Origin of the sequence: Kitasatospora sp. NPDC101155, from assembly GCF_044768305.1 — a bacterium.
Taxonomy (GTDB): domain Bacteria; phylum Actinomycetota; class Actinomycetes; order Streptomycetales; family Streptomycetaceae; genus Kitasatospora.
The window spans coordinates 32,065-52,932 of record NZ_JBIWPN010000009.1 but is presented as its reverse complement, the minus strand read 5'-3'; the positions used below and the strand labels follow the sequence as shown (position 1 = coordinate 52,932).

18 protein-coding genes and 1 pseudogene are annotated in these 20,868 nt (G+C 72.9%); 8 read left to right on the top strand and 11 right to left on the bottom strand.

Features of this window, described 5'->3' with window-relative positions:
• Window positions 1-53: 53 nt before the first annotated feature.
• Complete coding sequence (gcvH, locus tag ACIRYZ_RS15710; protein WP_402944143.1) at window positions 54-449, bottom strand: glycine cleavage system protein GcvH; 396 nt, start codon at window positions 447-449, stop codon at window positions 54-56.
• A gap of 90 nt (window positions 450-539) precedes the next feature.
• On the bottom strand, window positions 540-1,454 hold the full coding sequence (locus tag ACIRYZ_RS15705) for an aminoglycoside phosphotransferase family protein (protein ID WP_402944141.1): 915 nt from the start codon (window positions 1,452-1,454) through the stop codon (window positions 540-542).
• 219 nt (window positions 1,455-1,673) lie between these two features.
• On the opposite strand from ACIRYZ_RS15705, the pseudogene ACIRYZ_RS15700 reads away from it, so the two are divergent.
• Together ACIRYZ_RS15700 and ACIRYZ_RS15695 are read left to right on the top strand one after the other, a co-directional pair.
• A pseudogene (locus ACIRYZ_RS15700) lies at window positions 1,674-2,150 on the top strand (RNA-guided endonuclease TnpB family protein); the annotation flags it as partial.
• A complete protein-coding gene (locus tag ACIRYZ_RS15695) occupies window positions 2,116-2,346 on the top strand; it encodes a zinc ribbon domain-containing protein (RefSeq protein ID WP_402944139.1) in 231 nt (76 codons plus the stop codon). The pseudogene ACIRYZ_RS15700 and the gene ACIRYZ_RS15695, both read left to right, overlap by 35 nt.
• Window positions 2,347-2,485: 139 nt before the next feature.
• On the opposite strand, the gene ACIRYZ_RS15690 is transcribed toward ACIRYZ_RS15695, so the two are convergent.
• Entirely contained in the window at window positions 2,486-3,010 is a 525-nt protein-coding gene (locus ACIRYZ_RS15690; protein ID WP_402944136.1) for an AAA family ATPase, read from the bottom strand.
• A gap of 136 nt (window positions 3,011-3,146) precedes the next feature.
• Window positions 3,147-3,869 (bottom strand): chitinase, encoded by a 723-nt coding sequence (locus ACIRYZ_RS15685; RefSeq protein WP_402944134.1) that lies wholly within the window; start codon window positions 3,867-3,869, stop codon window positions 3,147-3,149.
• Window positions 3,870-4,105: 236 nt separating this feature from the next.
• Between ACIRYZ_RS15685 and ACIRYZ_RS15680 the strand changes: the two genes are divergently transcribed.
• Complete coding sequence (locus ACIRYZ_RS15680; protein WP_402944133.1) at window positions 4,106-6,022, top strand: tetratricopeptide repeat protein; 1,917 nt, start codon at window positions 4,106-4,108, stop codon at window positions 6,020-6,022.
• A gap of 12 nt (window positions 6,023-6,034) precedes the next feature.
• Here the strand turns inward: ACIRYZ_RS15680 and ACIRYZ_RS15675 are convergent, their stop codons facing one another.
• Complete coding sequence (locus ACIRYZ_RS15675) at window positions 6,035-6,226, bottom strand: DUF6011 domain-containing protein (protein WP_393027039.1); 192 nt, start codon at window positions 6,224-6,226, stop codon at window positions 6,035-6,037.
• A 58-nt stretch (window positions 6,227-6,284) separates the two neighbouring features.
• On the opposite strand from ACIRYZ_RS15675, the gene ACIRYZ_RS15670 reads away from it, so the two are divergent.
• Both ACIRYZ_RS15670 and rarD read left to right on the top strand, forming a co-directional pair.
• Entirely contained in the window at window positions 6,285-7,052 is a 768-nt protein-coding gene (locus ACIRYZ_RS15670) for a TetR/AcrR family transcriptional regulator (RefSeq protein WP_402944130.1), read from the top strand.
• Window positions 7,053-7,340: 288 nt separating this feature from the next.
• A complete protein-coding gene (gene rarD, locus ACIRYZ_RS15665) occupies window positions 7,341-8,318 on the top strand; it encodes an EamA family transporter RarD (RefSeq protein WP_402944128.1) in 978 nt (325 codons plus the stop codon).
• Between the two features lie 23 nt (window positions 8,319-8,341).
• Here the strand turns inward: rarD and ACIRYZ_RS15660 are convergent, their stop codons facing one another.
• Genes ACIRYZ_RS15660 through ACIRYZ_RS15650 form a run of 3 tightly spaced genes read right to left on the bottom strand, consistent with a single transcriptional unit; the run spans window position 8,342 to window position 11,513 of the window.
• On the bottom strand, window positions 8,342-9,214 hold the full coding sequence (locus ACIRYZ_RS15660) for an ABC transporter permease (RefSeq protein WP_402944127.1): 873 nt from the start codon (window positions 9,212-9,214) through the stop codon (window positions 8,342-8,344).
• Window positions 9,201-10,256, bottom strand: a complete 1,056-nt coding sequence (locus ACIRYZ_RS15655) for an ABC transporter ATP-binding protein (RefSeq protein WP_402944125.1) — start codon at window positions 10,254-10,256, stop codon at window positions 9,201-9,203. The genes ACIRYZ_RS15660 and ACIRYZ_RS15655 overlap by 14 nt, the downstream gene beginning before the upstream one ends.
• 3 nt (window positions 10,257-10,259) lie before the next feature.
• Window positions 10,260-11,513 carry an outer membrane lipoprotein carrier protein LolA gene (locus ACIRYZ_RS15650; protein WP_402944123.1) on the bottom strand — a complete coding sequence of 418 codons (1,254 nt, stop codon included), beginning with the start codon at window positions 11,511-11,513 and terminating at the stop codon, window positions 10,260-10,262.
• Window positions 11,514-11,694: 181 nt separating this feature from the next.
• On the opposite strand from ACIRYZ_RS15650, the gene ACIRYZ_RS15645 reads away from it, so the two are divergent.
• Both ACIRYZ_RS15645 and ACIRYZ_RS15640 read left to right on the top strand, forming a co-directional pair.
• A complete protein-coding gene (locus ACIRYZ_RS15645) occupies window positions 11,695-14,283 on the top strand; it encodes a bifunctional FO biosynthesis protein CofGH (RefSeq protein WP_402944121.1) in 2,589 nt (862 codons plus the stop codon).
• Window positions 14,284-14,517: 234 nt separating this feature from the next.
• Entirely contained in the window at window positions 14,518-15,633 is a 1,116-nt protein-coding gene (locus ACIRYZ_RS15640) for an ADP-ribosylglycohydrolase family protein (RefSeq protein WP_393027246.1), read from the top strand.
• A 95-nt stretch (window positions 15,634-15,728) separates the two neighbouring features.
• Here ACIRYZ_RS15640 and ACIRYZ_RS15635 read toward each other — a convergent pair whose 3' ends face one another.
• The 3 genes from ACIRYZ_RS15635 to ACIRYZ_RS15625 all read right to left on the bottom strand — a co-directional run bounded on the left by ACIRYZ_RS15635 (window position 15,729) and on the right by ACIRYZ_RS15625 (window position 18,046).
• Window positions 15,729-15,938 (bottom strand): DUF397 domain-containing protein, encoded by a 210-nt coding sequence (locus tag ACIRYZ_RS15635; protein ID WP_393027053.1) that lies wholly within the window; start codon window positions 15,936-15,938, stop codon window positions 15,729-15,731.
• The gene (locus ACIRYZ_RS15630; protein WP_380611856.1) at window positions 15,935-16,798 is read right to left on the bottom strand and encodes a helix-turn-helix domain-containing protein; all 864 of its coding nucleotides are present in this window, start codon (window positions 16,796-16,798) and stop codon (window positions 15,935-15,937) included. Before ACIRYZ_RS15630 ends, ACIRYZ_RS15635 begins: the two co-directional genes overlap by 4 nt.
• A 507-nt stretch (window positions 16,799-17,305) precedes the next feature.
• Window positions 17,306-18,046, bottom strand: coding sequence for a GPP34 family phosphoprotein (locus ACIRYZ_RS15625; protein ID WP_402944118.1), 741 nt, complete (start codon window positions 18,044-18,046; stop codon window positions 17,306-17,308).
• A 298-nt stretch (window positions 18,047-18,344) separates the two neighbouring features.
• Here ACIRYZ_RS15625 and ACIRYZ_RS15620 point away from each other — a divergent pair, with 298 nt between their 5' ends.
• Window positions 18,345-20,864, top strand: a complete 2,520-nt coding sequence (locus tag ACIRYZ_RS15620) for a hypothetical protein (protein ID WP_402944116.1) — start codon at window positions 18,345-18,347, stop codon at window positions 20,862-20,864.
• Window positions 20,865-20,868: the final 4 nt, after the last annotated feature.

Below are 20,868 nucleotides of genomic sequence, written 5' to 3'. Positions count from 1 at the left end.
GCGCGCCCGGCCCTCCTCGCGGCGGGTGCCACGCGAGGAGGGCCGGGCGGCGGTTACGCCGGCTCCTCGGCGAGGTAGGCCTCGTACTCGTCGGCCGAGAGCAGGGTGTCCAGCTCGGCGGCCTTGGTCAGCTTGAGCTCGATGATCCATCCGTCGTAGTGGGCGTCGGTGTTGATCAGCTCGGGTTCGTCGTTCAGGCCGTCGTTGATCGCGGAGACCGTCCCGGCCGCCGGAGCGTAGAGCTCGCTCACCGCCTTGACCGACTCCACCGAACCGAACGGCCTGTTGGCCTCGAACTTGTCTCCCACCTTGGGCAGTTCGACGAAGACGATGTCGCCCAGCTGCCTCTGGGCGAATTCGGTGATGCCGACACGCGCCTTGCCTCCCGTCTGGGGATGCACCCACTCGTGGTCCTTGGAGTACCGGAAGTCCTTCGGGTAGTTGGCCATGGGATTCTCCGTGGGGTTCGCCGTCGTGACTGACGGTTCGTCAGTCGCGAGGAGGAGCCTGCTACAGATCTCCGCCACCAGCCGCGATACTCACTCGAACGAGTGAGTCAGGCGCCGCAGGGCGGCACGGGCGGGAGGCCCCCAGCTGGCTTTGCCGCCGGGGAGGCCGCGCAGGCCGGCCTCCCCGATCCGGAGGCCACTGAGGGCGCCCAGCACCGCCCAGCCGCGGGCGCGGCGCAGGGTCGCGACGTCCGGGGTCGGCCGGTAGGCCGCGTGGAAGCGGTCGCGGGCGTCGTCCGGCAGCAGGACCCATGCGGCGGCGAGGTCGCAGGCCGGATCGCCCGCGCAGAGGTCGCCGAAGTCGATCACGCCGCAGATGGTGCCGTCGGCGGTGAGGACGTTGGCCGGATGCAGGTCGGCGTGCAGCCACACCGCCGGCCCCGACCACGGCGGCGCGGCCACGGCGTCGGCCCAGACGGCGCGGACGGCGTCCGGGTCGGGGATCAGCCCCAGGTCGACGGCCTCGGCGAGCTGCCGGTCGAACCCCTCGGCGTGGTCGGCCGGCGGCCCGCCGCGGCCACGGCCGACGGGGGCTCCGGCGGGGGCGGGGCGGTGCAGGGCGGTCAGGAAGGCGGCCAGGGCGTCGGCCGCCGCCTCGGCGCGGGTGGCGGGCTCACGGTCGGCGGGCGCACCCGGCACCCAGGTGGTGACGAGCCACGGGCGCGGGAACCGCTCGGAGGGCTCGCCGAGGCGCTGCGGCACCGGGACGGGCAGCGGAAGGCGCGGCGCGAGGTCGGGCAGCCAGGCGTGTTCCTTGCGCAGCAGCGCGTCCGCGCCCTTCGTGGCCCAGGGCAGCCGGACGGCGAGGTCCTCGCCCAGTCGCCACAGCTGGTTGTCCCAGCCGCGCGCGCCGAGCCGCACGGGGCGGTCGGCCAGGTCGGGGTGCTGGTCGCGCAGCAGCTGCCGGACCAACTCCGCGGTGATCTCGGGCTCGGTGTGGGTCATGCGGAGCAACGGTAGCCGGGCGGCGGCGAGTTCGTCCGCCCTGCCGCTGATGGGTGATCACCCCGAGGCGGCGGCCGGGCTGATCAGGGGCGGTTCGGCATGGCCTTGCCCTTTAGGGGCGGGAGGAATCGCATCCTTGGCCCGGAGCCGCGAAGCGACGGAGTTCTTTGCGTCATCGCTTGGGTGGGCGTTGTCAGTGCCTCCTTGCAGGTTGCCGGTATGAAGACGGTGACGCGGGTGAAACTCCTGCCGACGCCTGATCAGGCGTCGGCTCTGGAGTGCACCCTGCGCGCGGTCAACGAGGCGGCGTGCTGGGTGTCCGGTGTCGCTTATGAGCGCGGGGTTCCGCGTGAGTACGAGCTGCGCAAGCACACCTACGCCGAGCTGAAGGCCCGTGGGCTCGGGGCGCAGGCCGCGCAGCATGTGATCAAGAAGGTTCGTGACGCCTACACCGTGCTGAAGGCGAGCATTCGGGCTGGGAACCTCGGCAAGCCGGGGAGCAAGTGTCGCGTCAAGGCCGAGTCCAAGCCGGTCGCCTTCCGGCCCGAGGCGGCCCAGCCTTACGGCGACCGGTGCCTGAGCTGGCAGCTGGACGCGCGGACCGTGAGCATCTGGACCACTTCCGGACGGCTCAAGGGCGTGCGGTTCGCGTGTTCGCCGGATGCGCTCGAAACCCTGCGCTCCTACCGCAAGGGCAGAGTTCGCGTGCCGCGCCTGCGGCGTCATGATGCACGCGGACTACAACAGCTCCCGCAACATCGCCGCTCGCGGCGCCGTTGCGTGGACAGCGGGGCGTCAGTCATGCGTCCCAGAGCCGGCCTCACGGCAGCTCTCAGACGTGGGAGGCCACGCGACAGCCAGCCGCGCCCTACCCACAAGCCGGGTCCCTTAGTGCCTGGTCAACTTGACGGTTCATCCCGATGCCGGTCGGGGCGGTGGCCTAGCATCGCCGACCGCTGCACCTGCCGGACCTTCGACGAGATCGTCCAGGACGTCCTCCGCCCCGCAGCACTGACGGTCCCGCCCAGCTGTCAGGCGAAGGACGGCCAGCGCTCAGCGGCCCAGGCGCGCCAGTCGGCCCAGCCGGGCGGGGCCGCGTCGAGGTCCCGGCCCGCCAGTTCCGCCGCGTCCGGTTCCTCGAAGTGGGCGTGTCCGTCCAGGATGTCGGCCTCGGTCATCGGGAGGGTCTCGTGCGGGGTCGTCGCCCAGCGGTGGGCGATGCGGGCGCGCTGGGTGTCCGGGTCGACCGGGAGGTAGCGCATCCGGCAGGACGCGCCGACCGACTCCGCCAGCCAGCGGATCGCGGAGCGTTCGTCCCGGCCCCAGCAGCCGAAGTCCACCACCACGTCGGCGCCCGCCCGCAGGGCCTCCAGGGCGAGCGTCAGCAGCCGCCCCTCCAGCACGTCACGTTTGCCGTCCGCCTCCAGCCCGCCGAACAGCGGGATCATCCACTCGTCCGGGCTCAGCCTGATCGCCCGGTGCTGCTCGGCGAGCCGGCGGGCCTCGGTGGTCTTCCCGGCCCCGGGCAGGCCGACCATCAGGAACAGCGTCGTCACGTTCGGATGGTGGCAGGCGGAGCGCCGCCGGTGCGAGCGGTTTTGCTCGGACCGTCGGGTGCGGCGGATCCGTACGGAGACGTGTGGAGCAGGAAGTCGGCCCGGCCGACTTCCTGCTCCGGGGCACCGGGAGGGATCAGCAGGAGATGTTGCCGCCGCCCACGTTCGTGCCCAGCACGCCGACGAACTTCCTGAACAGGTTGATCCGGTCGTTGCGCTCGTCCGGGTTCTTGCCGTTGCACTCCAGGTCGCCGTTGATGCTGCGGATGGTCTCGCCGAAGCCCCGGTTGTCGACGACGGCGTCGTGCGGGGTCATCGTCCCGGCACCCTTCTGGCTGTCCCAGAACCAGAGGGCGGTCTGCCAGGCGACGGTCGGGTCCTTCTCCACCTTGTACGGGTCGTGCAGCAGGTCGATGTGCAGGGCGTCGCCCGCGGCCTTGTAGTTGAAGTTCCAGCTGAGCTGCAGCGGCCCTCGGCCGTAGTACGCGGAGGTTCCGGCGGGGCAGCCGTACGGCTGGGTGGTGTCGCAGTAGTGGCTGTAGTTGGCGGTGTTCTGCTCGACGACGTACTTCAGGCCGACGGTCTCGTGGCTGACGTTGGCGAGGAAGGCGGCCGCCTCGCGCTTGCGGGTGGCGTCGTCGCCGGTCTTGGTGAAGCCGGGGTAGGCGCTCAGGGCGTTGGTCAGGCCCTGGTACGTGTAGAAGGGGTTCCGGTTCGGGAACATCTGGTTGAACTGGGCCTCGCCGACCACGAAGGAGCCTGCGGCGGCGGCCCGGGTGGCCGCCGGTCCGGCCAGGAAGAGGGTGCTCAGAACGGCGGCCGAGGCGGCTGCGGACAGCACGCGGGAAAGCTTCATCATGTCCTCAACGGGTCGTCGGTGAACGGTGCTTCGCTCTCGAAGCACCGGGGCCATCGTGCTGGGCGACATCCGGGATCTGAACTTTTTCGAGGTCTAAACCACTCGTAAGCGTCGTATCCGATCAAGGAGTTGGCGCTCCGTTCAACCCAGGGTGATCATCCGACGGTCAGGCGCACCGGATAGCCTCGTCCGCGCACGGGGAACGAGTGATCACGGCGCGACCGGGGGGCAGGGCGATGGCGCACACCGACGACGAGGGCGACGAGCGGCTGGCGGCCGAGGGCGAGGTGGCCGTCGCCCGGCTGGCGATCGACTCCGGGGACCTCACCCACGCCGCCGACCACCTCGCCGACGCCATCCTCTCCGACCCCCAACTGCCCGAACTGCACGAGGCGCTGGCCGAGTTGTGCGCGGCGGCGGGCGGCCCGGCGGCGGCGCGCGAGCTGTTCCCGCTGGACGGCGAGGTCTACCTCGGCACCGTCGCCTGCCGCGCCCACGTGGAGGCCGCCGCCGGGGACTGGGACACCGCCGTCGGCCTGCTCGCCTCGGCGATCCAGTACGAGCCGGCCCGCCCCTGGGCGCACGCCGCCTGGCTCGCCCGCGAGGACCTGCCCGCCCTGGTCGACCCGGACGCCGTCGCCCAGGCGGCGGCCCGCGCCGCCGGCGCCCTGCCCGACCCGCTGCCCGCCGAACTCGCCGACGCCGTACGGCCCTTCGAGGAGTTCGTCCGGGCCGTACTGGCCCGCAACGGCGAGCACGCGCTGCTGCTGGCGATGGCCTCCGGCCTGACCCGCCGCCTCGGCGCCACCGCCCGGGCCGTCGAACTCGCCGAACGGGCCCACCGGGCGGCCCCCGGCTACCTCCCCTCCGTGATGCTCGGCAACGCCCTGCGCTCCGACGGGCGGCCCGAGGCGGCGCTCGCCGTCTGGGAGGCCGAACTGGGCCGGGAGGCGCCGCAGAAGGACAACTCCAGCAGCTACCTCGCCGTCGACGTGGCCGAGCTGTACGGCACCCTCGGCCGCCCGGCCGACGGCCTGCCCTGGCTGGATCGGGTGCTCGCCACCGCGCCCGACCACCCCAAGGCCGCCCCGGCCCGGTACGGGCTGCGCCACGCCCTCGACGGGGACCCGGTGCACCTGCTCGGCCTGGCCGACCACCACCGCGCCCACCCCGACCACGAGTACGCCCAGGACCTGCTGGAGCGGCTCAGCCACCGCGAGCCCTGGCTCGGCATGGTCTCCGGCGCCACCGAGGCGACCGTCAACGTGCTGCACCGGGTGCTCGGCGCCGACGGCACCGGCCGTGACACCGAGATCGACTGCACCGCCTCCGCCGTCGAGCCGCCCAGCTCGCTGCTGGCCGTCCACCTCGCCCTGCCGCGCGCCACCGTGTCCTATCAGTCCGTCGGCGAGCCCGACCCCCGGCTGCCGCTGACCGAGCCCACCACCCGGATCTGGTCCTGGGACGGCACCGACCCGCGCCCGGCCGTCGCCCCGCCCGCCGCTTCGAGCGCCGAACTCTTCCGCGCCACCGCCGAGATCGTCTGGCCGACCATCCCCGCCGCCTACGACCACGCCGTCCGGCTGGCCGGACTGCCGCTGGAGGAACTGCTCGGTGTACTGGTCCACCCGCCGCTGCCCCGCGAGGACGACCTCGGCCGCGCCCTGCTCGCCCACCAGCCCGAACTGTGGGTGCGCGCCGTCCAGGCCTTCGCCTGCCTCGGCATCGCCCACCACCGCACCGACCAGCCGTGGGAGGGCTCGGAGCGCCGCCGGGTGCTGCGCGACCTGCTGCTCGGGCCCGAGGACTGGGTGGTCGAGGCGGCCGGCTTCGCCCTGGTCGCGATCGGCTGGACGCACCCGGACAGCCGGGCCGACATCGCCGGGCTGCTGCACCGGCGGCTGGAGTACGGCGCCCGGGCGCGCCGCAGCCGGGTGGTGACGATCCAGCGCTCGTTCGCCGCCCTGGTGCTCGCCGCGCCGTGGACGGACCCGGCCGACCGCGACCTCGCCCGGCACCTGCTGGCGGAGGCGGACGGGCGGGACGCCGAGAGCGTCGAGAACGCCGAGCAGAAGGAACCGGTGGAGCCGAGCGCGCCGCAGCGGCCCGAGCCCCGCCCCGGCCTGATCCGCCGTCTCTTCGGGCGGGCCTAGGCCGGACAGGCCTCAGACGCCCGGCAGCGTTTCCTGGTCCACCTCGAACCGCGCGACCCGCTCCGCCGGGTCGCGGCACTCCGGCCCCAGCCGCAGCATCCGCGACTCCGGGTCGTGCAGCGGCCGGTGGCAGCGGCGGCAGGTGACCCGGGGCCGGAGGGCCTGGGTGGTGTCCGTGCCGGGGAGTGGCTCAGCGCTGGTCATGGGGGAGACGGTAGCCGCCCACGGCTGCCGAGGCCCGCGCCGTGAAAGGATCCGTCCCATGGCCACGGACCGCAGCAGCGCAGGAGATCCGGCGCGCACCCTCGCCCTGCTCTGGGGGCTGACCGCCGAGGAGAAGCCCGGCCGGCGCGGCCCGAAGCAGGCCCGCTCGACCGCTGAGATCGCCGCCACGGCGATCGCGCTGGCCGACGCCGAGGGCGTGGACGCCGTCACCATGCGCCGGGTCGCCCAGGAGCTCGGGCTGTCCCCGATGGCGCTCTACACCTACGTTCCCGGCAAGGCCGAGCTGCTCGACCTGATGCTGGACACCGTCTACGCCACGATGCCCCGCAGCGCCCCGGCCGACGCGGGCTGGCGGGCCAGGGTCACCGCCGTCGCCGACGACAACCGGGCGCTGTTCGGCGCCCACCCCTGGGTCGCCGCCGTCTCCACCAGCCGCCCGCCGCTCGGCCCCGGCCTGATGGGCAAGTACGAGTACGAGCTGCGCGCCTTCGAGGGCACCGGCCTGCCGGACGTCGAGCTGGACGCCGCGCTGACCCACCTGCTCGGCTTCGTCCAGACCTGCGCCCGGATGGCCGCCGACGAGCGCGCCGCCCAGCAGGACAGCGCGCTGACCGACTCCCAGTGGTGGGAGGCCAATGCCGAGCTGCTCGCCCGGGTCTTCGACGCCGAGCGCTACCCGGTCGCCGCCCGCGTCGGCGCCGCCGCCGGGCAGGCGCACGCCGGCGCGTACAGCCCGGAGCACGCGTACGCCTTCGGGCTGGGCCGGGTGCTGGACGGACTGGAAGCGCTGATCAAGGAGCGGTAGGCCGCCCGTCGCACTCCTCGCGGGCACCGACGCGGCCGTCGCCAGGGGCGAGCTGGCCCTGCGCACCGGCGACCTGGCCCGGCTGATCGGCCGCCCGACCGTCCCACTGGCCGAGTCCGTCCGCGCCGCGCCGGGTGCATGAGGCAACCGTCTGACCTGCGAAAAGGCCGGGACTCGTCCAGCATTCAAGCAATGTCATGACCAAAATGCGAAAACGGAGATGACAGCCCGCCCTCCCGCCCGCTACCGTCACCTCGATACATTGCGCGCGCGGGAGGGCACTCGGCCATGCCACAGACAACCCAGCAGGACAGCGGCCGAGGCCTCTGGTACGGCATGGCGGCCTACGGCATCTGGGGGCTCTTCCCGCTGTTCTGGCCGCTGCTGGAGCCCGGCGCCGCCGACGACATCCTGGCCAACCGGATGGTCTGGTCCCTGGTCGCCGTGGTGCTGATGCTGGTCGCCCAGCGGCACTGGAGCTGGATACGCCCGCTGCTGCGCCAGCCCCGCCGACTCGCCATGCTGGCCGGTGCGGCCACGGTGATCTCCGTCAACTGGGGCGTCTACATCTGGGCCGTCAACAACGGTCACGTGGTGGAGACCAGCCTCGGCTACTTCATCAACCCCCTGGTCACCATCGGCTTCGGCGTCCTGGTGCTCAAGGAGCGGCTGCGCGGCGCCCAGTGGACGGCCGTCGGCATCGGCGCCGCCGCCGTCGCGGTCCTGACCGTCGCCTACGGGCAGCTGCCCTGGATCGCGCTCGTCCTGGCGCTCTCCTTCGCCACCTACGGCCTGCTGAAGAAGCAGGTCGGGCTGAGCGGGCTGGAGAGCCTGGCGGCGGAGAGCGCCTTCATGTTCCCCTTCGCCCTCGGCTACCTGATCTACCTGGAGGTCAGCGGGCACGGCACCTTCGGGCACACCGTGCCCGGCTCGTACGGCTGGGGGCACTCGGCGCTGCTGATGCTCAGCGGCGTGATCACCGCGATCCCGCTGCTGTTCTTCGGCACGGCGGCGGTGCGGGTGCCGCTGACCGTGCTCGGGCTGCTGCAGTACCTGGCGCCGGTGTTCCAGTTCCTGATCGGCGTCGCCGTCTTCCACGAGTCGATGCCGCCCGCGCGCTGGGCCGGCTTCGCCCTGGTCTGGGCCGCGCTCGCGCTGCTCACCTGGGACGCGCTGCGCCAGGTGCGGGCCGACCGCGCGGGGCGGGCCGCGGCCGTTCCGCAGCCCGCCCCGGTGGAGACCCGCAAGGAAACCGTCACGCGCTGATGCGGCTCACGCGCTGACGCCGCTCACGCGCTGATGTCGCGGCTGGTGAACCGTGACCAGGCCGCCGAGCCGAACACGGCGACGTAGGCGGCCTGCAGACCGAGGTCCTTCCACACGCCGTCCCAGTACATCGGTTCGCGCAGCAGGTCGGAGAAGTTCATCCAGTAGTGGGTGAACAGGAACGGCCGGATCGCGTCCAGCTGCGGGAAGGCGTCCAGGATCTGCACGGTGATCACCAGGCCGACGGTCGCGGCCATCGCCGCGATGCCGCTGCCGGTGAGGGTCGAGACGAACAGCCCGATCGCCACCAGCCCGGCCAGCGAGAGCGCGACCACCCCGGCCACCAGCACCGCCCGCAGCAGCGCGTCGGAGAAGCCGATGGTGTCCCCGGAGATCATCGTGACCTCGCCGAGCGGGAACAGCGCGGCCCCGGTGGCCAGCGCCGACAGCGCGACCGCCGCCGTCGCGGCCAGGCAGAACACCAGCCCGGCGGTGAACTTGGCGGCCAGCAGCCTGGTCCGCCCGGCCGGGGCGACCAGCAGGTAGCGCAGCGTCCCGGTGGCCGCCTCGCCGGCGACCGAGTCCCCGGCCACCACCCCGACCGTCATCGGGAGGAAGACCGGCAGTGCCACCGCCAGCGCGGTGAACACCAGGAACAGCCCGTTCTGGGTCGTCTGCGCGATGAAGCTCGGCCCGCCGCCGCCGTCGTGCGGGCTGTCGGTGTTGAGCTTGACCACCACGCCGATCAGGATCGGCAGCACCGCCAGGATGCCCAGCAGCACCTTGGTGCGCAGCCGGCGGAAGGTCAGGTGCAGCTCGTTGCGGAACAGCGCCAGGAACCCGGCCGCGGTCTGCGGCCGACGCCCGGCCACCGGCAGCGCCTCAGCCTGCGACATCGAAGCCCTCCCCGGTCATCGCCACGAAGGCGTCCTCCAACGTGCCCCGCTCCAGCCCGAATCCGTGAACCCGCACCCCGGCCTCGACCAGCGCCGCGCACAGTTCGGGCAGCACCTCGTCGCCGCCCTGGGCGTCCAGCTCGCCGTCCACCCGGCCCTCGCCGGGCACCAGCGAACCCACCTGGTGGGCGGCCAGCACCTTGGCGGCCTGCGCCACGTCGGGGGTGCGGACCACCAGCCGGCCCTGGGCCCGGGCGGCCAGCTCGGCGACGGTGCCCTGCACCACCAGCCGGCCCCGGGACATCACCGCCGCGTGGGTGCAGACCTGCTCGATCTCGTCCAGCAGGTGCGAGGAGAGGAACACCGTGGTGCCCTCCGCCGCGACCTCCCGCACCAGCGCCCGGATCTCCCGCATGCCCTGCGGGTCCAGGCCGTTGGTCGGCTCGTCCAGCACCAGCAGCTCGCGCGGTTGCAGCAGCGCGGAGGCCAGGCCCAGGCGCTGCTTCATGCCCAGGGAGTAGGCGCGGGCCTTCTTGCCGGCCGCGGCGCTCAGGCCGACCCGCTCCAGCGCGGTGTCCACCCGCTGCCGGCGGGTGCGCGGGTCGGCGGTCGGGTCGGCGGAGTCGAAGCGGACCAGGTTGTCCCGGCCGGAGAGGAACCCGTACAGCGCCGGGCCCTCGATCAGCGCGCCCACCCGGGGCAGCACGGAGGCGACGGACTGCGGCATCGACTCGCCGAGCACGGTGGCCACGCCGGAGGTGGGGGCGATCAGGCCCATCAGCATCCGGATGGTGGTGGTCTTGCCGGAGCCGTTGGGGCCGAGGAAGCCGAACACCGAGCCGCGCGGCACGGCCAGGTCCAGGCCGTCCACGGCGAGCTGGCCACCGCGGAAGCGCTTGGTCAGGCCGCGGGTTCTGATCACGTCGTCGGTCGGGGAGGCAGGGGGAGCGGGCGGAGCGGAAGGAGCGGGGGCCGGGCGCGGCGCGGCGCCCGGACCCCCGGCCGACTCCGTAACGTCCCCCGTTACGGGAGCCTTGGACATCCGTCAGTTCACCCCGGCGGCGTGCTGCAGGACCGGCAGGGTCACCGCGCCGGCGAAGACCCGGCCGTCGTCGGTGAGCAGGACGTTGACGACCTTGGTGCTGATCAGCGTGCCGCCGCCGACCGGCTTGCCGAGCGACTTCACCAGCGCCAGCGGGTTCACCGGCTGGCCGTGGTGCTTGCCCTGCTTGCCGTTGTCCGCGCCCTTCGGCGTCTCGACGCTGCTGGGCAGCTGCGCGGAGACCACGGCCGTCCAGCCCTCGCCGATCACGTTCACGCCGCCGTGGTCCTTGGCGGCCTCACCCTTGGCGGCCTCGCCCTTGGCGGCCTCGCCCTTGCCGGCGTGGCCCTTGGCCGGGTCGTCCGCCTTCTGCTCCGTCACCTTGGCGCCCTTGGGTACCGTGAAGTCGAAGGTCTTGGCGGCCGGCTTGGCGAAGGACACCTCGGTGAAGTGGACGTCCAGCACGGTGGAGCCGTCGGTGGACTTCACCACCACCGCGAGCGGCACGCCGTTGTCGGCGGCCACCGAGATCCGCACCTCGGCGACGGTCGAGCCGGACTGGGTCGGCTTGACGCTCAGCTGGTACGCCTTCTGCCCGGCCACGGTGGCCGTCCCGGCCACGGTGACGGAGGTGGTGCCGGCGCTCTCGGTCAGGAACTGCTTGGCGGCCTCCTGCGGGGTGGTCGGCACCCCGGTCAGCGGCGCCTTGGGCTGGTGCTCGCCCGCCGGACGCCCGGTCAGGTGCACCGCGCTGTTGGTCGAGCTGTCCCAGGCCCAGCTCTGGTCGCCGTTGCGGACCAGGGTGTAGCCCGCCATGTTCTCCATCAGGTCCACCCGCTGGCGGTCCGGCCCGTCCACCGCGACCCGCAGGGTCTGGTCCCCGCCGAGCAGGCCGAGCAGCTTGGTCTGCGGGTCCGCCGAGGAGCCCTTGCCCTGTTCGCCGCCGTGTACGGCCGCCGCGGCGAGACCGCCGGCCCCGCTCAGCAGCTGGCTGGGCAGCCCGAGGTCGGTCGAGACCGACACCGTCCCGGACAGCGTCTGGGTGTCGGAGCCGAGCGCCTTGGCCACCAGCGCCTCCGCCGAGACGGCCGGCAGGTCGGGCGGGGAGTCGGCGGCCAGCGCGGGCACCAGTCCGACCCCGGTGGCGATCACCGCGGCCACCGCCAGCGGGACCCCGGCCCGTACCAGGGTGCGCCGCCGTGAACGGAGCGGCACTCCGCCGTCCTGCTGGTCCCCCGCCGCCGTGTCATTGGTCATGGCGTCCTCAACTCCTCTGCGAACCTCTGCGCTTGGCACTGTCCTTCCATTAGAGGCGGGCGCCGCCACGCCGTCATCGCCCTGCAGGGCCAGATCGGGGTGAACCTGGTGGGTACATCGACCCTGAGAAGCCTCAGGGTTGGCTCATCCGAACGTACGACACCTGGCGTAGGGTCGCGCCATGGACGGAACCGCCGTGGACGCAAACACCCCTCCGACCGCGAACGCGATGCGGCGCGCCCTGCGCCGCGCCCGGGACGGCGTGGCCCTCGACGTGACCGAGGCGGCCGTGCTGCTCCAGGCCAGAGGCGAGGACCTGCGCGACCTGTGCGCCGGTGCCGCCCGGGTGCGCGACGCCGGGCTGGAGGCGGCAGGCCGTCCCGGCGTCATCACCTACTCCAAGAGTGTCTTCATCCCGCTCACCCGGCTCTGCCGCGACAAGTGCCACTACTGCACCTTCGCCACCGTCCCCGGCAAGCTGCGCCGGGCCGGGCACGGGATGTTCATGTCCCCGGACGAGGTGCTGGAGGTGGCCCGGCGCGGGGCCGAACTCGGCTGCAAGGAAGCCCTGATCACGCTCGGCGACAAGCCCGAGGACCGCTGGCCCGAGGCCCGCGAGTGGCTGGACGCGCACGGCTACGACGACACCATCGCCTACGTGCGGGCGATGTCCATCCGCATCCTGGAGGAGACCGGCCTGCTGCCGCACCTCAACCCCGGGGTGCTGAGCTGGACGGACTTCCAGCGGCTGAAGCCGGTCTCCGCCTCGATGGGGATGATGCTGGAGACCACCGCCACCCGGCTGTGGAGCGAGCCCGGCGGCCCGCACTTCGGCTCCCCGGACAAGGAACCGGCCGTCCGGCTGCGGGTGTTGGAGGACGCCGGCCGCAGCTCCGTCCCGTTCACCAGCGGCCTGCTGATCGGCATCGGCGAGACGTACCAGGAGCGCGCCGAGTCGCTGTTCGCGCTGCGCAAGGTCTCCCGGGCGTACCACGGCGTCCAGGAACTGATCCTGCAGAACTTCCGCGCCAAGCCGGACACCGCGATGCGCGGCATGCCGGACGCCGAACTGGACGAGCTGGTGGCCACGGTGGCGGTGGCCCGCCACCTGCTCGGCCCGAAGGCGTGCCTGCAGGCGCCGCCGAACCTGGTGGACGGTGAGTACGAGCGGCTGATCGCGGCCGGCATCGACGACTGGGGCGGCGTCTCCCCGCTGACCCCGGACCACGTCAACCCCGAGCGCCCCTGGCCGCAGATCGACCGCCTCGCCGAGCGCTCGGCCGCGGCCGGCTTCGAACTACGCGAACGACTCGCCGTCTACCCCGAGTACGTGCTGCGCGGCGAACCCTGGCTGGACCCGCGGGTGATGCCGCACGTGCGCGCCCTGGCCGACCCGGCCACCGGCCTGGCGAACCCGGACGCGGTGGTCGAGGGCCGCCCCTGGCAGGAGCCCGAGGACCTCCCGGAGTCGTACGGGCGGACCGACCTGCACACCGCCGTCGACACCGAGGGCCGCACCGGCGACCGCCGGGCCGACTTCGAGGACGTGTACGGCGATTGGGAGGTGCTGCGCGAGCAGGTGCTCGCGAAGGGCGCGCCCGAGCGCCTCGCGGGCGACCTGCGCGAGGCCCTGGCGGTGGCCGCCGACGACCCGACCGAGCTCACCGACGACCACGCGCTGGCCCTGTTCCACGCGGACGGCCCGGCTCTGGACGCCCTGTGCCGGATCGCCGACGACGTCCGCCGGGACGCGGTCGGGGACGACGTCACCTACTGCGTCACCCGGAACATCAACTTCACCAACGTCTGCTACACCGGCTGCCGCTTCTGCGCCTTCGCCCAGCGCCGCACCGACGCCGACGCCTACACCCTCTCCCTGGAACAGGTCGCCGAACGGGCCGCGCAGGCCTGGGAGGTGGGCGCCACCGAGGTGTGCATGCAGGGCGGCATCCACCCGGACCTGCCCGGCACCGCCTACTTCGACATCGCCCGCGCGGTGAAGGAACGGGTGCCCGGCATCCACGTGCACGCGTTCTCCCCGATGGAGGTGGTCAACGGCGCTACCCGGACCGGGCTCTCGATCCGCGACTGGCTGCAGCGGGCCAAGGAGTCCGGCCTGGACACCATCCCGGGCACCGCCGCCGAGATCCTGGACGACGAGGTCCGCTGGGTGCTCACCAAGGGCAAACTGCCGGCCGCGACCTGGGTCGAGGTGGTCACCACCGCGCACGAGCTGGGCATCCGCTCCTCGTCCACGATGATGTACGGGCACGTGGACACCCCGAAGCACTGGCTCGGCCACCTGCGGCTGCTCGCCGACATCCAGCAGCGCACCGGTGGTTTCACCGAGTTCGTCACCCTCCCGTTCATCCACACCAACGCCCCGGTCTACCTGGCCGGCATCGCCCGCCCCGGCCCGACCGCCCGGGACAACCGCGCCGTGGTCGCCATGGCCCGGCTGCTGCTGCACCCGCACATTCCCAACATCCAGACCAGCTGGGTGAAGCTGGGCGCGGAGGGCGCGGCCGAGATGCTCCGCTCGGGCGCCAACGACCTGGGCGGCACGCTGATGGAGGAGACCATCTCGCGGATGGCAGGCTCGGCGTACGGCAGCTACAAGTCGGTGCGCGACCTCCAGGCGATCGCCGAGGCCGCGGGCCGCCCCCACCGCCAGCGCACCACCCTCTACGGCGAGGTGCCGGCCGAGCGGCGCGCGGCGGCGCTGGCCTCGGACGGGCACCTGCCGGAGCTGCTGCCGGTGCTGGATTAGGGCCGGCCCAGGCCGACCGCGGGACCCCGGCCGTCGTGGAGACGGCGGCCGGGGCGGGGACGGCGGCCGGGGCGGGGACGGCGGCCGGGGCGGGGACGGCGGCCGGGGCGGGGAACCGAAGTGCGAGGGACGCCGTCGTTTCGCTCGCGCCTTCGAATACAGTGCCAGGGCGCGCGGCGGCCGTGCGTCGCGCGGACCCGCCCCCCCGACCCCGACGAAAGGCGCCCCGTCGTGATGCCCCTGTGGTCACGAGCCCAGCAGCAGGACTTCCGCAGCCGGGTGCGGGGCTGCCTGCTCGGCGGTGCCATCGGTGACGCGCTCGGCGCCGGCGTCGAGTTCGAGTCGCTGGAGAAGATCCGGGCCCAGTACGGCCCACGGGGCGTCACCGGCTACGTCCCCGCCTACGGGCGCACCGGCGCCGTCACCGACGACACCCAGCTCAGCCTGTTCACCGTGGACGGCCTGATCCGGGCCCACATCCGGCGCGACACCGGCAGCTGGCACCCGCCCACCGACCTGCACCTGGCCTACCTGCGCTGGGCCGCCACCCAGCGCGACTGGGGCCCGGACGAGCGCCGCCCCGACCTCGGCTGGCTCGGCCGCGAGGAGTGGCTGTACGCCCAGCGCGCCCCCGGCCAGGGCTGCCTCACCGGCCTGACCGGGCCGGACGGCGAGCGGCTCGGCACCCTGGAGCGGCCCAAGAACCCGCACTCCAAGGGCTGCGGCACGGTGGTGCGGGCGGCGCCGTTCGGACTGCTCACCACCTGGGAACCGGGCCTGGTCTTCCAGCTCGCGGTGGAGTGCTCGGTGCTCACCCACGGCCACCCGACCGGCTACCTGGCGGCGGGCGCGTTCGCGGTGATCGTCCAGTCGGTGGCCCGCGGCGGAACCCTGGAGGAGGGCGTCCACCTCGCGCTGGCGCTGCTGTCCGAGCGGCAGGCGCACGAGGAGACCACGGCCGCGCTGAGGGCCGCGCTGGACGCCGTCCGGGCCGGCGAGCCGTCCGCCGAGCGGGTCGAGGCGCTGGGGGAGGGCTGGGTCGCCGAGGAGGCGCTGGCGATCGCGGTCTACTGCGCCCTGGTCGCCCACGACGTGCGCTCGGGCCTGCTGCTGGCGGTCAACCACTCCGGGGACAGCGACTCCACCGGCGCGATCTGCGGCAACCTGCTCGGGGTGCTGCACGGCGACACCGCGCTGCCGCCGGGCCTGCTGGCGGGGCTGGAGGGACGCGGCGCGATCCTCGAACTCGCCGACGACTTCGCGCTGGAGCTGATGCACGGCACCGAACTGCACGACCGGCAGACCCCGGAGGGCGTCAACTGGTCGGTCCGGTACCCGGTGGTGCACTGAACGAACGCCGTGGAAACGGCAGCTGCCCGTAGCATCGGCCGCCGCTCGGGGCGACGGACAGCGCTACGGGCAACTCGTCCGAGCACGGATCCCGGTCAGGCCTCGCCGAAGGCGCCCGCCGCCGCGGCCGACGCGAACGCGTTCCAGGCCTCGGTGGAGAAGCGCAGCTGCGGGCCGAGCGGGTCCTTGGAGTCCCGGACCGCCACCGCCCCGGCGGCAGGTCCGGCGATCTCCACACAGGCGCCCTGGCCGCCACTGTGACTGCTCTTGCGCCAGGGGGTTCCGTACTCGGAGGGGGTGCTCATTCGTGGTATCCCTTTTCGATGTCGGCTATCAGCGACCGGCTCTCCGCGACACCGAGTGCGGCCGCTCTCAGGTAGTCGTACAGACCGGTATAGCGGCGCACGTCGGCCTCCTTCTCCAGGTAGAGATCGCTCGTCACACCTTCGAAGTAGACAACCGTGGAATCGGCTGACTCCGGGAACTCCAGCAGGGAGAATGTCCCGGTCATGCCGGGATGGGCGCCGTGCGAGAACGGGATCACCTGGATGGTGATGTTCGGGCGCAGGCTGAGTTCCAGCATCTGCTGGAGCTGTCGGGCCATGATCTCCCGGCTGCCGACCTCGCGGCGCAGCGCCGCCTCGTCTATGACGGTCCACAGGCTGCCGAGCTGGTTCTCGCCGTGGACGCGCTCCTGGCGCTTCATCCGTACCTGCACCCGGCGCTGCACCGCGATCGCGTCGGTGTCCGGCTGGGTGCCCTCGACCACGGCCTGGGCGTACTGCTCGGTCTGGAGCAGCCCCGGGATGAAGGAGGACTCGTAGGCGCGGATCGAGGAGGCCTCGGCCTCCAGGCCGATGTAGACGCTGTACGGGGTCGGCATGTCATTGAAGTCGTGCCACCAGCCGCGCTGGCGGGACTCCTTGGCCATCTCCATCAGGCTGCTGCGCATCTGTTCGTCGGACACGTTGTAGACGTCGCAGAGGTCGCGCACGTCGCGCTGGCTGATGCTGCGACGGCCGTTCTCCAGCCGGCTGATCTTCGACTGGGAGACCATCAGCCGACCGGCCACCTCCTCCGCCGTCATCCCGAGGCCTTCGCGGAGTTTTCGCAGCTCCGAGCCGAGGCGCCGACGACGCACGGTGGGATTGATGTTCGCGGACACGTCGACCTCCGGCCGGACCTCTGGTGATCGTTGGAACGGCAGCCCTCGGAACACTTCGGACATTGGGACCAACCCCCCTGACTTGGAGCAGCATGACACCTTGGGCCAGGTCGGCGCCGGGGAATCACAGCAGCGCGGTAGAACAGATCATCGGAAAAGCGCTTCTGTGAGACAGCGCAGGCCCCCAGGTGGTAATGCGGCTCGACGATTCGGACCGGTGGTTCCGGAAGGCCCCGACGGGCCTCCGGGAACGGCAGAGGGGCGGTCGCCGGGCGACTTGCGTCGCGGGGCGACCGCCCCTCCGTGCTTCTGGTGGTGCCGGTGGTGCCGGTAGTACGGGTGGTGCGGGGTGGCGCGCCGGGTCGCCCGCCGCCCTCGGGCGGCGCGGACGGGACGGTGTGCGCCGTCGGACGTTTCGCCGGCGAGTCGGACTCGGCGCGCCGGGGGTCGTTGTGGTCAGCGGCCGACCGGGATCAGCCGACCGCCTGGATCAACTGACCGCCTGGATCAGCGGACCCCGACCCGAGGGGCGGAGACCCGCCCGCCGGAGGCCCGGCCCGCCGCGCGGGCACCGGAGCGGCCGGTGCCGGCCCCGGAAGCCTGGGAAGGACGGTTCTGCTGCGCCGGCAGGCCGTTCTGTACGTCCATCACGGCGTGCGCGACCATCCCGCCGAGCGGGTCGTACCGGATCAGGTCGCGCAGCCGAGACCGCGAGGACCGGCCCTCGTTACCCGGGTACAGGTGCTTGCCCAGCCCCACCGAGTGGGCGAGGGCCGCGAGCGCGGCCGTCCGCGGGTCCGGCGGCACGCCGGTGCGGATCGCGGTGTCCAGCCGCTGCTTGATCGCGGCGTTGGTGCAGTCGTCGGACGCCTGGTACCGGGTCGTCGGCAGCACTCCGCACACCTGGCCGGGCACGGCGGTGACCATGCCGCAGCGCTCCAGGTGTGCCAGGTACGTCTGCCGAAGCCCCAGTCGGGGCCCGCCGATCCAGTGCGCCGCGCGGACCGGGCTGCCGCGTCGGCGCAGCAGCTCCAGTGCGTGGTCAAGGGTCGGGTCGCCGGTCGGCCGTGCGAGCACGACGGCGATCCGGTCGCCCTCCGGTACGATCCGTCCGGCCAGGGACAGCTCGACGAGCTGCGCCCCGGCGAGTCCGAGGTCGAGGGTCTGCGGCTGCGCCGTGGTACCCGTGGTCGGGTCCAAAGCGAGCAGCAAGAGTTCCTCGGGAACAGTTCTGCGGCTCTTGCCCATCCAAGCCTCCCCGCGTGGATGAGAGACAGGGTGACGCCTCTCACACGGGCTTGTCGAGTACGCCTCCGAATCGTGACCTTGCGGCGAAGGGGCGGAACCGGCGGCCGCGACCCCGGCGTCTGACCGTTGAACAGACCGCGATGCGGCCGTGCGGCGGCAATAAGCGCCGGTCGGGCGGGGTGTGCGCGGCCGGAACGACCGCATGTGGCGGAGACTGTACAGGTACACGGGGCGGGGCGTCGGCTTCCCGAAATCGGGTCTGCCGGTGCCCCGCCGGGCGTTGAGGAGGCTGGGATACGTGGGCGAGTCCCCCGACAGGGTGCTGAGGGACGACGAGCGGGAGCGGGGCGGCGAACGCGAACGGACCGGTACGGCGGCCGGCACCGCTGAGGGTGCCGACGGCGGATCGGCCGGCCCGGCGGCTGCCGGGGCGTCAGCCGGGGCCACCGCCAAGGCGTCCGCGGAGACCGCCGCCGGGACGCCGGTCGAGTCCTCGGCCGCGGCGTCCGCCGAGCCCTCCTCCGAGGCGTCCGCCGAAAAGCCGTCGGCGGGGACCGGGAGCGGCTCGACCGTACAGATCCGCGTCCGGGATGTGGACAGCCGGACGACGATGCTGCGCCTGCCGGTGGACAACAAGACCACCGCGCTGCGGCTGCCCGAGGAACTGCTGAAGGCCGCGAGCGGCGACAGTTCCGATGGCGGGGCGGAGAAGGAGGAGTCGGCCTCGACGGCTGACGCGGCGAAGGGGACCGCCGAACGGTCATCCGGCGCCGACCCTCGTCTCACCATGCGGACGGCAGGCGTGGCGGCTGCGAAGGGTGCCGGGAAGGCTTCCGAGAGCGCTTCCGAGAGTGCTTCCGTGAAGGCCGCGGAGAAGGCTTCCGGGAAGGCCGGGAAGGCCGGGAAGGCCGGGAAGGCCGGGAAGGCCGACGAGACTGAGGGGGCGTCGGAACAGCCCCTCGCGAAGACCGGTTCCGCGGCCGACACGCCGGAGAAGGCGAAGCCGGCGGAAAGGGCCGACACGCCCGAGGCCGCCGAATCCGAGGAGCCCGCCGAGTCCGAGAAGGCCGACGAGGCAGAGGCAGACCAGGCCGCCGAGGCCGCCGAGGCCGCCGAGTCCACCGAGTCCGACAAGGGCGCCAAGGGCGACGAGCCGTACGACCCGACCAAGACCATGCTGCTCACCAAGCCCCCGGTCCCGACCGGCAAGGCCGAGAAGCTGGAGAAGCCCAAGCCGCTGGGTGCCCCCGCCGCCCCGGCCGCCGGTACCGTGCCCGAGCCCCCGGAGCCCACCCCGCTGCCCGAGCCGGCGCCCGTCCCCGAGCCGGGCCCCGAACCGCACCCGGCGCCCAAGCCCGTCCCCGAACCCGAGCCGACCCCGGGGCCCGAACCGCTGCCCGAGCCGGCCCCGAAGCCCGAGCCCGGTCCGGCCCCGGCGCCCACCCCGCTGCCCGAGCCCGACCCGCGGCCGGTGCCGCCCGTCCCGCCACTGCCCGGGCCCGAGCCGCTGCCCGCCCCGCAGCCGCTGCCCTTGCCCGAGAACACGGCCGAGGCGATGGAGGTCCTGGCCGCCCTCAACTCCCGTCCGGTCTCGCCGCTGCGCCGCGCGCTCAAGCGGATCACCATCTGGACGGTGTTCCTGGCCGTGGTGCTCGGTGCGGTCGTGGTGGCCCAGCTGCTGCGCCCGCTGCCGGACGCGAAGGTGAAGATGTCGGCTCCGGGCAGCTTCGCCTTCTCCGGTGACGCGCTCGACCTCGCCTGGCCGGCCAAGGGCCAGTCCGCCGCCGAGGTGGTCGGCGTGGGCAGTCTCGGCAGTTCGGGCCAGGAGACCCCGGCCTCGATCGCCAGTGTCACCAAGGTGATGAACGCCTATCTGATCCTGCAGAAGTACCCGCTGAAGAAGGGGGAGAGCGGCCCGAAGATCACCGTCGACCCGCAGGCCGCGCAGGAGTCCGGCAACGGCGACGAGTCCCGGGTGACGCTCACCGCGGGTCAGGTGCTCACCGAGTACCAGGCGCTGGAGCTGCTGATGCTGCCGTCCGCCAACAACGTGGCCCGGCTGCTCGCCCGCTTCCACTCCGGCTCCGAGGAGGCGTTCGTCAAGCTGATGAACGACACCGCGGCCAAGTTCGGCATGAGCAACACGACCTACGCCGACCCGGCGGGCTTCAACGCGGACACCAAGTCCACCGCCAAGGACCAGCTGAAGCTGGCCGAGCAGGTCATGCAGGACGAGATCTTCCGGCAGATCGTCTCCACCCCGGACACCACCCTCAACGGCGTGAAGATCCCCAACACCAACAACCTGATCAACCCGAAGACCGGCGTCATCGGCGTCAAGACCGGCTCCAGCACCCCGGCCGGTGGCTGCCTGATGTGGGCCGCGTACAAGGAGATCGGCGGCGTGAAGCGGCTGATCCTCGGCGTCACAATGGGCCAGCAGGCCACCTCGCCCAAGGAGGGCGACGGCATCCTGCCGACCGTACTGAAGGTCAGCGGCAAGCAGATCCAGGCCGCGCAGAACGGGCTGACCGGCCAGACCGTGGTGAAGAAGGGCGACGTCGTCGGCTCGGTGGACGACGGGCTCGGCGGCAAGATCCCGGTCGTCGCGACCAAGGACCTCGTGGTGGCGGGCTTCCCCGGCATCAGAGGCACGATCACCCTGGACCCGGCCAAGTTCCGCCACGAGGAGAAGGCCGGCAAGGAGGTCGGCACGCTGCGGGTGGGCGCGGGCGACGACAAGGTGGAGGTCCCGGTGGCCCTCCAGTCCGACCTGAACCCGCCGTCCATCCAGTCGCGGCTGCTGCGCATGCTGTGAGCGC

Bases quoted from the DNA above. Each gene is read 5' to 3' on its own strand.
- gcvH (WP_402944143.1), bottom strand. From the start codon at position 449: ATGGCCAACTACCCGAAGGACTTCCGGTACTCCAAGGACCACGAGTGG.
- ACIRYZ_RS15705 (WP_402944141.1), bottom strand. From the start codon at position 1,454: ATGACCCACACCGAGCCCGAGATCACCGCGGAGTTGGTCCGGCAGCTG.
- ACIRYZ_RS15695 (WP_402944139.1), top strand. From the start codon at position 2,116: ATGCGCTCGAAACCCTGCGCTCCTACCGCAAGGGCAGAGTTCGCGTGC.
- ACIRYZ_RS15685 (WP_402944134.1), bottom strand. From the start codon at position 3,869: ATGATGAAGCTTTCCCGCGTGCTGTCCGCAGCCGCCTCGGCCGCCGTT.
- ACIRYZ_RS15680 (WP_402944133.1), top strand. From the start codon at position 4,106: ATGGCGCACACCGACGACGAGGGCGACGAGCGGCTGGCGGCCGAGGGC.
- ACIRYZ_RS15675 (WP_393027039.1), bottom strand. From the start codon at position 6,226: ATGACCAGCGCTGAGCCACTCCCCGGCACGGACACCACCCAGGCCCTC.
- ACIRYZ_RS15670 (WP_402944130.1), top strand. From the start codon at position 6,285: ATGGCCACGGACCGCAGCAGCGCAGGAGATCCGGCGCGCACCCTCGCC.
- rarD (WP_402944128.1), top strand. From the start codon at position 7,341: ATGCCACAGACAACCCAGCAGGACAGCGGCCGAGGCCTCTGGTACGGC.
- ACIRYZ_RS15660 (WP_402944127.1), bottom strand. From the start codon at position 9,214: ATGTCGCAGGCTGAGGCGCTGCCGGTGGCCGGGCGTCGGCCGCAGACC.
- ACIRYZ_RS15655 (WP_402944125.1), bottom strand. From the start codon at position 10,256: ATGTCCAAGGCTCCCGTAACGGGGGACGTTACGGAGTCGGCCGGGGGT.
- ACIRYZ_RS15650 (WP_402944123.1), bottom strand. From the start codon at position 11,513: ATGACCAATGACACGGCGGCGGGGGACCAGCAGGACGGCGGAGTGCCG.
- ACIRYZ_RS15645 (WP_402944121.1), top strand. From the start codon at position 11,695: ATGGACGGAACCGCCGTGGACGCAAACACCCCTCCGACCGCGAACGCG.
- ACIRYZ_RS15640 (WP_393027246.1), top strand. From the start codon at position 14,518: ATGCCCCTGTGGTCACGAGCCCAGCAGCAGGACTTCCGCAGCCGGGTG.
- ACIRYZ_RS15635 (WP_393027053.1), bottom strand. From the start codon at position 15,938: ATGAGCACCCCCTCCGAGTACGGAACCCCCTGGCGCAAGAGCAGTCAC.
- ACIRYZ_RS15625 (WP_402944118.1), bottom strand. From the start codon at position 18,046: ATGGGCAAGAGCCGCAGAACTGTTCCCGAGGAACTCTTGCTGCTCGCT.